Genomic DNA, 12,215 nt, shown 5'->3' with positions numbered 1-12,215 from the left:
CCCGGGCACTGCTCTCTGTCCCGTCCACCAATTGACATTTACCCGAACGAAATCCAAGGGAGAAGCCGAACAGCGATTCCTGCGGAAAAGTCGCCGCGAGGAATCCCGCTCTTGACAAACGGTTGTTATATCGATTCAATCCGGGCATGTCTCCCCCCAGCAGCGCCCGCCGGTTCCTGGCGGCCGCCTCCGCCGCCCTGCTCTCGCTGACCCTCGCCGCCCAGCCCGCCGAGGCGGGCCGCGACGGTCATGGCCGCCACGGCGGCGTCCAGCTCGAACGCCTCGACCGCGGCCTGGTCGCGGTCCCGACAGGTCAGGGCGTGTTCCTGAGCTGGCGGTTGCTCGGTGACGAGGTCACCGGGCACGGCCGGTGGGGCATGACCGGCACCGACTTCCGCGTCTACCGCGACGGCCGGCCGATCGCCACCGTCACCGACAGCACCAACTATCTCGACAGCGCGGGCACCGCCACGTCCTCCTACCGGATCGCCCCGATCGTCAAGGGGCGGGAGGGGCCGCGCGGCCCTGCCGTGACGCCGTGGGTTGAATCGTTTCACGATCTTCCCTTGAAGAAGCCCGCCGACGGCGTCACCCCGGCCGGCGAGGCGTACACGTACTCCGCCAACGACCTGAGCGTCGGCGACGTCGACGGGGACGGCCAGTACGAGTACGTCGTCAAGTGGGACCCGTCCAACTCCAAGGACGTCTCGCAGCGCGGCTACACCGGCAACGCCTACATCGACGCCTACGAGCTCGACGGCACCCTGCTCTGGCGGCTCGACCTGGGCGTCAACATCCGCGCGGGGGCCCACTACACCCAGTTCCTGGTCTACGACTTCGACGGCGACGGCCGCTCGGAGGCCATGCTCAAGACCGCGCCCGGCACGAAGGTCACCCGCTACGGCCGCGACGGCCGCGTGCTGTCCGAGCGCCACATCACGATGCCCAAGAAGGACGTCAGGGCCGGATACTCGCACGCCGACGACTACCGCAAGAGCGCCGCCGGCTACTTCGACCACCTCGTCGAGATGTTCCAGGGCTGGCACGAGCACCCCGAGGTGGTGGCCGGGCGCTGGCCCGCCACGCTGGAGCAGGCGTTCGGCATCGAGCCCCGGCACGCCTACCCGCTCTCCCGCGAGTCGGCCGCCGACCTGGCGACCTACTTCGTGGACGTGTACGCGCCCGCCCGCAGTGGCAACAACCGGTTGCGGGAATTCGAGGGCTTCATTCTCACCGGCCCCGAATACCTCTCCGTCTTCGACGGCGCCACCGGCAGGGAACTGCAGACCATTCCCTACAAGCCCGGCCGCGGCGACGACGGCCTCCTGTGGGGCGACTACGCCATGGCCAGGGTCGAGCCGGGCAACCGCGTCGACCGCTTCCTGTCCGCCGTCGCCTACCTCGACGGCGATCGCCCGTCGGCGGTCTTCGCCCGCGGCTACTACACCCGCTCCACGCTGGTCGCCTACGACTGGGACGGCAGGCGGCTCAAGGAGGCCTGGTACGTCGACAGCGGCCACGTGCCGATGGACAACCCGTTCAACGCCTCCCCGCACGGCGTCGACGGCACCGACCCCGAGTACGCCACCCTCACCACCCAGGGCTTCCACTCGCTGAGCGCCGCCGACGTGGACGGCGACGGCAAGCAGGAGATCGTGTACGGGGCCGCGACCATCGACCACGACGGCGGCCTGCTGTACTCCTCGTTCGCCGAGGGCCCGCCCGGCAGCGCCGTCCCCGGCCAGAACGTGCGGCTCGGCCACGGCGACGCCATGCACGTCGCCGACCTCGACCCGGACCGCGAGGGCCTGGAGATCTGGACGGTGCACGAGGGCGGCCAGTGGGCCCCGTACGGCTGGGCCATGCGCGCCGCCGCCACCGGCGAGGTGCTGTTCGGCGGCTACAGCGGCGTCGACACCGGCCGCGGCATGGCCGGCGACATCGACCCCGCCGTCCGCGGCCTGGAGGCGTGGTCCTCGATGCCGCCGGACCAGGCCATCGACGCCGGCCTCTGGTCGGCCCGCGGCGACCACCTGGGGAGGAACGTGCCCGGCACCAACATGAGCATCCGCTGGGCGGCCGACATGACCACCCAGGTCGTCAACGGCACCGCCACCACCGTGCTCCAGACGCCGACCATCGACGACTGGAAGCGCGGCACCCTGCTCACCGCCGAGGGCACGCTCACCAACAACTGGACCAAGGGCAACCCCGGCCTGGTCGCCGACGTGCTCGGCGACTGGCGCGAGGAACTGCTGGTGCGCACCGCCGACAGCACCGCCGTACGGATCTACCTGAGCACGGAGGTCACCGACCGCAAGCTGTACACGCTGATGCACGACCCGCAGTACCGCGTCGAGGTCGCGCGCCAGCAGACCACCTACAACCAGCCTGCCTACCCGAGCTTCTACCTCGCCTCGGACATGGACTGGTCGAAGGTGCCGATCCCGCGCATCCGCACCCCGCGCAAGTAGGGGAAGCGACTCCTCCGCCGGCCTGGCGACGGCCGGCTGGGGGGTGACATCAGCGGCCGGCCTCCTGCTCCGCCTCGCCCGCCCGGCTCTGGTACGCGATACCGGGCCGTGCCGGGACCAGGCGCAGGGTGCCGGCACGCCGGGCCGACCGGGTCCACACGGTTCCGGCGGGCAGGAGGTCTTCGAGGGCGGCGCGGTCGCGCAGCGGCGCGAACCGGACCACGGCGGTGGGCGCCGAACCGAGGTCCAGCAGGGGCAGGTCCTCGGCCGCGCAGAGCTGCCACATGGTCGCGTGCGCGTCGGCCCCGGCGGCCGCTATCAGCTCGGGCAGTTCCTCCTCGGGTAGGGCGGCCGCCTCCCCGTCCCGCTCGCGGGCGAACGGCGGTGGAGCGTACACCCCGTGCTCGGACGCGTGCGCTTGCCAGACGGCGAGCAGCTCGGTGGTCACGACGCGGGCGCACTCGGCGTGCTCGGCGGTCGAACCCGCCGCCAGGTCGCGCACCCGTGGCGCCATCGCCCGCTCCACCAGGTCGGCGAGACAGCGCTCGATCCGGGGGTCCGGCCGGGGCATGACCTGCGCCGAGGAGACGTGGTTCCGGATCACCGCGGAGACCTGTTCGAGCGCCGCGCCCACCCGGGCCGCCGCGTCGGCGGTGGCGGCCCGCGCCCCCGCCCGCGCCCAGTCCCCGGCGGCGGCGGTGGCGACGGCGAGCAGGTCGCCGACCGCCCGCTCCGCCGAATCCAGCCCGCGATCCCGGGCCCAGGCGCCGGCTCTGGACCGCCATGAGGCGCGCGCGGCCCCGAGCGCCAGGGTCAGCGCCGCGACGAGCAGCGGCGCCCAGACCTCCGGCGGCAAGGGCGCGGGAATCGCCCTGATGGTGATCACCGTCCCGCACACCACCCCCGCCGCCCCCGCCGCCGCATTCGCGACGAGCGCGCCGGCCCGGGCGCCGAGCCGTCCGCCAGGACCACGCGTCACGGTGAGCGCCACCAGCAGGGTCCAGAGCGCCGCCATCAGCACCCCACCGGCCGGGCCGAAGGGGGCGAACGTCGCGAGCGCGGCCGTCACCAGCCCGATGGCCGGCAGCCACCTCTGCGGCTCCGGCATCGGCAGAGGACGGAGCAGCCGGGTCAGGAGCTCGTCGGGGCAGGCCCGGCGCAGGTCGGGGAGACGGGCTCCGCTGCCCGCCGGCGTCAGCCTCTCCTGCCACTCGTCCAGGCCGCCGATGAGCACGGGCAGGGACGCTCCCGCCCGCAGCCCGCGGGTCAGGTAGCCGCTGATGGCGTCACGCGCCACCGCGGGCTCGAACTCCTCGAAGCCGGGGAGGACGACGCCGGCCCGCTCGATCGCCTCCTGCTGACGGGTGGTGAGGCCCGTGGTGGTGTGCGCGGCGGAGAGAAGGTCTTCGAGCCGCGCCCGCAGCGCTTTCAGGTGGCGGCCGGCGTCGGCCGCGACCGCCTCGGCGCCGGGGGCGCCGGTGAACAAGGAGGCGCCGTCGATCAGCTCGCCGGCCACCGCGGTGGCCTCGGCGACGGCAGTCCTGGCCTCGTCGGCGGCGACCGCCAGCGGCCCGCCGGAACGGAGCCGGATCGGCCGGCTCTGTCCGTGCTCCTCTCCGCCGGGGAGCTCCGGTGCCCGGCCTCTGCCCGGCGCCAGGATGCGGGCGGCGGCCGAGGCCATGGCCGGCTGGAGATCGCCCGCGTCGCCGCTCGGTCCCGCCAGCCGCAGGCCGGGGTTGGCGATCAGGTCCGGCGTCCGCCGGACGCGGCTGAGGGTCCCGTGGAAGACCTCCGGCTGGGACAGGACGTCGAGCAGCCGGAGCAGCTCGGTCTCCGGCCCGTGACTCCGCTTCCTGCGCGTGGCGGGAGCCGCGGCGGCGAGCTCCCAGTCGATCCCGCACGGGTCCGGCACCCAGATGATCCCCGCGCCCTGAGCGAGGTTGCCCGGCACCTCCAGTCTCGGGGGGTTTCCGTCGATCGGCCCGACCGCGACGCACAGCAGTTCGTCCGTGTACCCCGAGGACGTCAGCGTCTCGTACGCGCGCTGATGCGCCTTCAGCGCCCGGGCGTCGTCGACCAGCAGGAGCAGCCGGAGATCGGGTTGCTCCTCGCCCGACAGCAGCGCCCCGGCCCTCGCGACCGCCTCCTCGCCGGTGGTGGAGCGCAGGTCGAGCCGGATCACACAGCGGTTCACGAGCCTCCTCCCGGGCGGCGGCACGCCCCGTAGAGAAGATGGGCGATCGTCGGCGTCAGGGCCACGGGTCCGCGGGATGCGCGACAGGTCCTGTGTCGCACGCCTGCATTCATAGAGGAATTCCTCAGGTGAATCCCCGGCACGTGGAATGTCGGGGGATGGTCATCCGGCCGCGAGTAAGAGACGCCCTCGCCTCTGTACGGGTTCTCGCACTGGCCAGTTTCGGACACTTCCAGACGGAAAGTTGTCGTTTTGTAACCATCCGATTTATCGTGATTGTGGCAAATGCTTGATATATCCGAATTGTGTCAAGGCGGACGTGAAGGGCGCGCGCGAGATACGGCGCCCCACATCGCTGGATCTCCATCCAGGATGGGAAATAGCGGATATCGGCCAGATATGTGCCACGCCGTAGCGGTGATCGTCCCCGAATATGAGCGACGCCGACTCAGGTGACGCCATCCCCATGTATCGCCGCCGGCGGATCCGAGAGCGAGAGGGCTCGCGAAATTCGCCGACGGCGGGGGCTGCCCAAGGAGAAGCACGCAGCAGCATGCGTGACACCGATTACGGGAGCATGGCGAGTTGCCGGCCCTGGGCGACGAGGACGCCTTTGGTGTCCCAGATCTCGAAGTCTTCTTCGTGGTATCCGTTGATCAGGTGACGCGTGGTGGCGCGACAGGCGAGCCAGCCAGGAGCGGGCCGGGCCCGTAGATGCGCGGTCAACTCGAGCGTGGCGGAAGCGAACTCGCCGACGGCCAGCACGGCCGGAGGTGCGGCATCCAGCAGCAACGGCAACGCGTCTGGATCGGCGTGGCGGCCGTCCCGGAAGCGCATCCAGAACTCTATTCCGGCATGCTCGGCGGGCTTCCCCTGCCACCAGCCGGGCACCTCGGCGAACCGGAACTCCACACGTTCGGTGATGCTGACACCGTCCAGCGACTTGCCGCCGAGCGGATCGACGCAGTCATCCGGGTCCGGGAGGACCGGCGGCTCGCCGGTGACGAGCGTACGCCCGTCGGCCTGGTCGAGGGTGCCGAAGGTGGCCGTCGCCCGCAGTCGTTCCTTACCCTCCTGCGACAGCACGACCTGGCCCGTGGCGACACGCCGCCCGGTCCGGATGATCTCGGTGCGCAACTCCGCCGGTCCGATGACCGCGGGGCGCAGGAAAAAGGCGGAGCCGACGAGCACATCGGGGAACGGCATCTCCTGCTTCAGCGCACGCAGACACATCGCCATCAGGTAACCACCGTTCGGACCACCGCCAAGCGCATGCCAGCGATCAGTGACGATGCCCGCATATCGGTTGGCGGCCACGAAATCGGTGCGGGAATCGACATCGAACGCGGACAGGGATGGTGCTGTCATCGTCTCCTCCGGGGTCATGCGGTGCTCCGGGTCATCGCGAGCAGTAGTGATCGCTCCCTCGGCCATTTTCTTGCGCACTCCCCGCAAGGGCGATGACCTGGCAGGTAAAGCGCCCCTCAGGTGAAATGACGCCGGACGGCGGCATGGGCGGAGTCCGGAAGTGACAGGTCAGAGCTTCAGTTCGAGCTGGATCCAGTAGACGCTGGAGATGTACTGGGAGAAGTCCGCGACGATCTCGGGCGCGTACGCGTCCTGACCGCGGAGCCGCACCTGCAGCGGGCGTCCCTCGTAGGACGCCGAGACGCGGTAACGGGCGATGGGGACGTCCACCAGGCCGGACCCGTCAGGGGTGCGGACCGCCCTGCGGGTGATGACCTGACCCTGCGAGCCGTCCAGCAGCGTGCTCTCGGGCGTGAGCGTGAGCTCGACCTTCTCGTCCTCCAGGAACGCTTCCGGGTTCCGCGGGTCGGTCATGTCCAGGTGGAACAGGACCGACCCGCCGTAGTGGCCCAGGCCGTCGGCCTTCTCGCCGGTGAGCTTCCAGGTGAAGTCCCTGATCGCACCGGTCGGGCCGGCGAACGAGGAGTCGTCGTCCGGCGACAGGTCGACCTGGTACGAGGTGCCGTTGTGCTCGACCGTCATCGAGGCCGTCACGTGGAACGTGGCCGCGATGTCGGTCTCGACCCGGTAGCGGCCGTCGGCGTCGGTCGACACGATGAGGTTGCTGTTGTAGAGCAACTGGTTGTCGGCCACGACTTTGGCCCCCTGGACCGGCCTGCCGTCGGCGCCCACGACCCTGCCCTTGAGCACCCCCGGCTCGACGCCCATGCGATCCCCCTCTTCCCGCGCGGTCTCGGCCGGCTCTCCCGCCCGCGTGTCCGCGGTCATCGGGGCCATGGGTGTGATCACGCAGCCGCTCAGGCACACCAGCAGAGCGCCCACCGGCACCAATCTCCTCATGGCGGGCCAACCTAGATCATCTGACTTGCAACCGACTTGGAACTCACCGCCGGAGCCACGCACCCGGCGGGCAGCGCGAACCAGCGCAGCCGCTCCGCGTCTCCGGGCAGCCGCGCCTGGCTCGCGTCCGGCTCGTCCGGAAGGGCCGCGAGCAGCTCGCGCGCCCGCGCCAGGTAGCCGGCCAGCGCGTCCTCCCCGGCCCGCGCACCCGGGACCGGCCGCTCGCCGGAGCGGAACACCAGGTCGGACAGGCTGACGGCGGGCTCGGCCGCCTCGCGGTGCCGCCACAGCCCGGTACGGAGGTCGAACCGGTAGTGGGGGAGCAGGCGCCGGCCCCGGGAGGCGACCAGGTCGACGGCGTCGACGACGTAGTCCGCCACGGTGTCGGACATGAAATAGGCGAAGGTGACCCGCGCCCAGCCGGGCTTGACCCCTTCGTACCCGTACCCGATCTGGTCGCGCAGCTCCGCCGACCGGCCGGCGCCGATGCCCAGCAGCCGGTGCCCGTACGGGCCCGCGCAGGAGCAGCCACCGCGCGCCTGGACGCCGAACAGGTCGTTCAGCACGGCGACCACGAAGTTGTGGTGCAGGTAGAGCCCGTCTCCCGCGCGGACGCGCAGCGAGAAGATCGGCAGCCTGCGCGCGGGCCCGTCGCCCAGGATCTCGATGTCCGGGTTGCGCCGCCACCGCTCCAGCGCCCGCTCCCGGAGGCGCTCCTCGCGCTCCTGGACGAGGCCGGTGCCCACGGCCTCCTTGAGCGCGAAGACCAGCCCGGCGCGGATCGACTCGACGATCCCCGGCGTGCCGCCCTCCTCCCTGGCGACCGGATCGTCCAGGTAACGGTGCTCGCCGGGGCTCACGTAGCGCACGGTGCCGCCGCCCGGCGTGGTCGGCACCCGGTTGCGCACCAGGTCCCGCCGGACGACCAGCACCCCCGGCGTCTGCGGGCCGCCGGGGAACTTGTGCGGCGACAGGAAGATCGCGTCCTTGTGGTCGGTCCGCCCCGGCGCGCTCGCCGCCATCCGGATCGGCACGTACGGCCCGGCCGCGGCGTAGTCCCAGAACGACAGCGCGCCGAACTCGTGCAGCAGGGCGGAGACCGGTTCGGTGTCGGACAGGATGCCGGTCACGTTGGAGGCGGCCGAGAAGCTGCCGATGAGCAGCGGCCGGTCCGCGTGCCGCACCAGCTGGGCGCGGAGCTCGCCGAGATCGATGCGGCCGTCGCGGTCCTGGCCGATGGCGACGGTCTCGGCTCCGGACTCGCGCCAGGGCAGCTCGTTGGAGTGGTGCTCGTACGGCCCGACGAACACCACCGGCCGGCCGCCCGCGCGGGTGGCGCGGTCGCGCAGCTCCAGGATGGCGACGAGCTTGTTGGCGGCCCCGGTCGCGCCGGAGCCGCAGAACAGGACCACGTCGTCCGGGCCGGCGCCCACGGCGTCGTGGATGATCCGCCGGGCCTCCTCCCGCAGCCGGGTGGTCTGCAGGCCGGTGCCGGAGCTCTCGGTGTGCGTGTTGGCGTAACGCGGCAGCACCCGGGCCCTGATGAAGTCCTCGATGAAGTCCAGGGACCGCCCGGAGGCGGTGTAGTCGGCGTAGGTGATGCGGCGCGGCCCGTACGGGCCGTCGAGGACCTCGTCCTCGCCGATGACGCCGCCGCGGATGCGCTCCAGCAGTCCCGGGTCCACGGCGGTTCCCGTGGCCGGGCTCCCGGCGTGGGCCGCCCGGGTCTCGACCCACGTCGTGCGGCAGGCGGCCACCAGAGTGCCGTCCGGCTCGTACAGCCCGGCGGAGGCGAACAGCTTGCGGCGCTCCCTGCCGTCGCGGCGGGCGACGACCACGTACGTGACGCCGGCCCTGACCGGGCGGCGCAGCCGCGCGGTCATCCTGCCGAGCAGCGCGGCGCCGCCCGGTGCGAGATGCGTCCAGCCGGTGGGGCAGTCGAGCGCCGCCCACACCGACGCGGGCGGCAGGACCTCCTGTCCGCCGGTCAGCTCCGGGTCGGCGAACCAGGTCGCGGCGAAGATCTCCGGATCGGCCGTCGGGCCCGGATGGACGCGCAGCCCGTCCTCGCGCAGGCCGCACACGAAGCAGCCGGGGAACGGGTGGCTCCGGTGGCCGGGGAAGCGCCGCTCGGCCTCCGCCGCGGCGCGCAGGGACACGGCGGGCGGCGGCACCGGGTCCCCGGCGGCGGGTCTGGCCTCGGCCAGCAGCCGATCTCCCGCGAAGAGCCCGAGCCCGTCCGGCGCGTGCGCCACCCGTAACGGCGTCTCGACCGGCGCCGGGGCGCGCAGCGTCACCTCCACCGGCCCCGTCGCGCCCAGCTCGCCCGCCAGCAGGCCGGAGAGCCATCCGCCGTTCACCACCCCCGGAGGACCACAGAACCGGCTCATAACGCTAAAAGTGCATATATCAGCCATAAGGGCAGAATGGACCGACCCGGTTTCAGGCCAATAGCCGGACGATTGACGTGAACACCCCCGGCAGCCCCCGCGCCGCCGGGACCACCAGCCGCGCCGTGGCCGGCCGCCGCGCGACCTGCACCAGCGCGCCCGTCAGCAGCCGGTGGGTGCGCGACAACCGCCGCCACGCGCCCTCGTACTCCTCGGGCCGGTCCTCCGCCAGACAGCGGGCCAGGATCTCCGCCGAGCGCACGGCCAGCGACACCCCCTCACCGGTGAGCGCGTCCACGTACCCGGCCGCGTCGCCCACCAGCAGGACGCGCCCGGCGCGCCGCGCCCGCGCCCGCTGGCGGAACGGCCCCGCGCCGCGCACCGGCGTCACGGCGGGCCCGCGCAGCCGCTCGGCCAGGGCGCCGAACCCCGCCAGGTGCTCGTCGTACGTGCGCCGCGCGGAGCTGAGGATCGCCACGCCCACCAGGTCGTCACCCACCGGGGTGACGTACGCCTCGCCGTGGCCCGACCAGTGCACCTCCACGAAGTCGGTCCACGGCGCCACCCGGTAGTGCCTGCGCAGTCCGTACCGCCGCACTCCGCCGGGCGGCGCGTCCAGCCCGAGCGACCGGCGCAGCGGCGAGTGCAGCCCGTCGGCGGCCACCAGCCAGCGCGCCCGCAGCCCGGCGGCCTCGACCCCGTCGCCGTCCTGGACGGCGTGCGCGATCCGGCCGGTGACGGTCTTCACGCCGAGGTCGGCGGCCCGCCGGGCGAGCGAGGCGTGCAGGGCGACGCGCCGCGCGCCCAGCCCCATGGCGGGGCCGAACGTCGCGCGGACCCCGCGCCGGTCGTCCAGGTAGTGGATGCCGCGCAGCGGACGCCCCGGCACCGTCACCCCCATCGCGGCCAGCGCCGCCACGCCGCCGGGCATGACGCCCTCGCCGCACGCCTTGTCGACCGGGCCGGCGCGCGGCTCGACGACGACCGCCTCCATGCCGAGCAGCGCCGCGTGGATGGCCGTCGCCAGCCCCGCCGGGCCGCCACCGGCGACCAGCACGTCGATCACGTGGCGGGCCGCCCGGCCGGCATGAGCGCCGCGTTCTCGGTGCGGATGCGCACCGTCAGCAGCGCCGCGTTCAGCACGGTGAACACCAGCGCCGTCACCCACGCCGTGTGCACCAGCGGCAGCGCGAACCCCTCCACGACCACCGCCACGTAGTTCGGGTGACGCAACCAGGTCAGCCGGTACGGGCCGCGCGTCACCAGCGGCAGCCCCGGCACCACGATCACCTTGGTGTTCCAGCGCGGCCCGAGCGCGGTGATGCACCACCAGCGCAGCCCCTGCGCGGCCACCACCAGGACGAGCATCGGCCAGCCGAGTTCCGGCAGGAACGGCCGCCCGGCCAGCCACACCTCGAGCGGCGCCCCGGCCAGCAGCGCCGTGTGCAGGAGCACCATCCACGGGTAGTGGCCGCGGCCGGTCTCGACGCCGCCGCGCGCCATGCTCCAGGCGGCGTTGCGCTTGGAGACGACCAGCTCGGCCAGCCGCTCCAGGCCGACCAGCAGGATGAGGACGAGATACCAGGTCATGGGGTCACCAGCGCAGCAGGACGAGTTCGGAACAGAAACCGGGGCCCATCGCGATGAGCACCCCCCACGTGCCGGGCTCCGGCCGCCGCGTGGCGAGCGTCTCGCCCAGCACGTGCAGCACCGAGGACGACGACAGGTTGCCGTGGGCCGCCAGCGAGCGCCAGGTGACGTCGAGCGCGCCCGGCGGCAGGTCGAGCACGTCCGACACGGCCTCCAGGACCTTCGGGCCGCCCGGATGGCACACCCAGGCCGTCACCTCGCCGGCCGTCACCCCGTGATCGCCGAGGAACGCGTACACGTCGTCGGCCAGATAGCGGCGCACCACCTCCGGCACGCCCGCGTCCAGCACCACCCGCAGACCGTCGCCGCCCACCTGCCAGCCCATGACATGCTCCGAGTCCGGATACAGATGACTGCGAGTCGCCACCACGACAGGCCCGGCCGCCGTGTCACTCGCCGGGTCGTCCGTCTCGTCCGGAGCGCGCCCGTCGCCGCAGGCTACGACCGCCGCGGCGCCGTCGCCGAACAGGGCGCTGGCGACCAGGCCGGCGGGGGAGCCGTCGCCGCGCTGCACGGTGAGCGAGCACAGCTCCACCGACAGCAGCACGGCCACGTGGTCGGGCCAGCCGCGCAGGTAGTCGTGCAGCCTGGCGATCCCGGCCGCGCCCGCGACGCAGCCCAGCCCGAAGACCGGCAGCCGCTTGACGTCGGGCCGCAGACCCAGCGCGCCCACCAGCCGGGCGTCGATCGACGGCACGGCGATGCCGGTCACCGACGTGAACATGATCATGTCGACGTCGGACGGGACCAGCCCGGCGCCGTCCAGCGCCGCGCGGACGCTCTCCCGCCCCAGCTCGACCGCGGCGGTCACGTACGCGTCGTTGGCCGCGCCGAAGCCGTCGAGCTTCTCGTAGTCCTCGATCGGCAGGGCCAGGTTGCGGTACTCGACGCGGGCGCTGCGGTGCAGCCGGTCGAGCAGGCGGCGGTCGGCGTCCGGAGGCAGGCAGACACGGGCCGCCATGTCGGTCAACTCGGCCTGTGCGTATCGATTCGGGGGAAAGGCGCAGCGAACTGCGGCGATATGGGTCATGGAGGGCTCCCCTGGGCGGGCGGCCGAAAACACTCGTCGATGCCACGGTTCCCCCCAGGTTGATCTGCTAAGCCCAGCGGGCGGTCTTCCCTGTAGATCGGCCGGTCAGGCCCGGTCAATTCGTCACCCGCCGCGAGCGCCTGCCGAAG

8 protein-coding genes are annotated in these 12,215 nt (G+C 72.8%); 1 reads left to right on the top strand and 7 read right to left on the bottom strand.

What is annotated here, in order from left to right; all coding sequences use genetic code 11:
* Positions 1 to 146 precede the first annotated feature (146 nt).
* Entirely contained in the window at positions 147 to 2,474 is a 2,328-nt protein-coding gene (locus ABD999_RS36365) for a rhamnogalacturonan lyase (RefSeq protein WP_271278859.1), read from the top strand.
* A gap of 49 nt (positions 2,475 to 2,523) precedes the next feature.
* Here the strand turns inward: ABD999_RS36365 and ABD999_RS36360 are convergent, their stop codons facing one another.
* The 7 genes from ABD999_RS36360 to ABD999_RS36330 form a co-directional block, all read right to left on the bottom strand.
* Positions 2,524 to 4,668, bottom strand: coding sequence for a hypothetical protein (locus ABD999_RS36360; RefSeq protein ID WP_345483121.1), 2,145 nt, complete (start codon positions 4,666 to 4,668; stop codon positions 2,524 to 2,526).
* Between the two features lie 567 nt (positions 4,669 to 5,235).
* Positions 5,236 to 6,054, bottom strand: coding sequence for a thioesterase family protein (locus ABD999_RS36355; RefSeq protein ID WP_271280370.1), 819 nt, complete (start codon positions 6,052 to 6,054; stop codon positions 5,236 to 5,238).
* A gap of 150 nt (positions 6,055 to 6,204) precedes the next feature.
* Positions 6,205 to 6,996: a carboxypeptidase-like regulatory domain-containing protein gene (locus ABD999_RS36350; protein WP_271280371.1), complete on the bottom strand. Its 792-nt coding sequence runs from the start codon at positions 6,994 to 6,996 to the stop codon at positions 6,205 to 6,207.
* A gap of 11 nt (positions 6,997 to 7,007) precedes the next feature.
* The gene (locus ABD999_RS36345; RefSeq protein ID WP_271280372.1) at positions 7,008 to 9,386 is read right to left on the bottom strand and encodes an aminotransferase class V-fold PLP-dependent enzyme; all 2,379 of its coding nucleotides are present in this window, start codon (positions 9,384 to 9,386) and stop codon (positions 7,008 to 7,010) included.
* Between the two features lie 52 nt (positions 9,387 to 9,438).
* The gene (locus tag ABD999_RS36340; protein ID WP_345483120.1) at positions 9,439 to 10,452 is read right to left on the bottom strand and encodes an NAD(P)/FAD-dependent oxidoreductase; all 1,014 of its coding nucleotides are present in this window, start codon (positions 10,450 to 10,452) and stop codon (positions 9,439 to 9,441) included.
* On the bottom strand, positions 10,449 to 10,976 hold the full coding sequence (locus tag ABD999_RS36335) for an isoprenylcysteine carboxyl methyltransferase family protein (RefSeq protein ID WP_219546631.1): 528 nt from the start codon (positions 10,974 to 10,976) through the stop codon (positions 10,449 to 10,451). The genes ABD999_RS36340 and ABD999_RS36335 overlap by 4 nt, the downstream gene beginning before the upstream one ends.
* 4 nt (positions 10,977 to 10,980) lie before the next feature.
* A complete protein-coding gene (locus ABD999_RS36330) occupies positions 10,981 to 12,066 on the bottom strand; it encodes a type III polyketide synthase (RefSeq protein WP_271278592.1) in 1,086 nt (361 codons plus the stop codon).
* Positions 12,067 to 12,215 lie beyond the last annotated feature (149 nt).

The sequence above is a fragment of the Nonomuraea ferruginea genome, from assembly GCF_039540635.1.
Taxonomy (GTDB): Bacteria; Actinomycetota; Actinomycetes; order Streptosporangiales; family Streptosporangiaceae; genus Nonomuraea; species Nonomuraea ferruginea.
The sequence above is the reverse complement of the archived record's forward strand: the minus strand, read 5'-3'. Positions and strand labels throughout refer to the sequence as shown.

What these genes read in the sequence shown, in the direction of transcription:
- ABD999_RS36365 (WP_271278859.1), top strand. Translation starts at nt 147, where the DNA reads ATGTCTCCCCCCAGCAGCGCCCGCCGGTTCCTGGCGGCCGCCTCCGCC.
- ABD999_RS36355 (WP_271280370.1), bottom strand. Translation starts at nt 6,054, where the DNA reads ATGACCCCGGAGGAGACGATGACAGCACCATCCCTGTCCGCGTTCGAT.
- ABD999_RS36350 (WP_271280371.1), bottom strand. Translation starts at nt 6,996, where the DNA reads ATGAGGAGATTGGTGCCGGTGGGCGCTCTGCTGGTGTGCCTGAGCGGC.
- ABD999_RS36345 (WP_271280372.1), bottom strand. Translation starts at nt 9,386, where the DNA reads ATGAGCCGGTTCTGTGGTCCTCCGGGGGTGGTGAACGGCGGATGGCTC.
- ABD999_RS36335 (WP_219546631.1), bottom strand. Translation starts at nt 10,976, where the DNA reads ATGACCTGGTATCTCGTCCTCATCCTGCTGGTCGGCCTGGAGCGGCTG.
- ABD999_RS36330 (WP_271278592.1), bottom strand. Translation starts at nt 12,066, where the DNA reads ATGACCCATATCGCCGCAGTTCGCTGCGCCTTTCCCCCGAATCGATAC.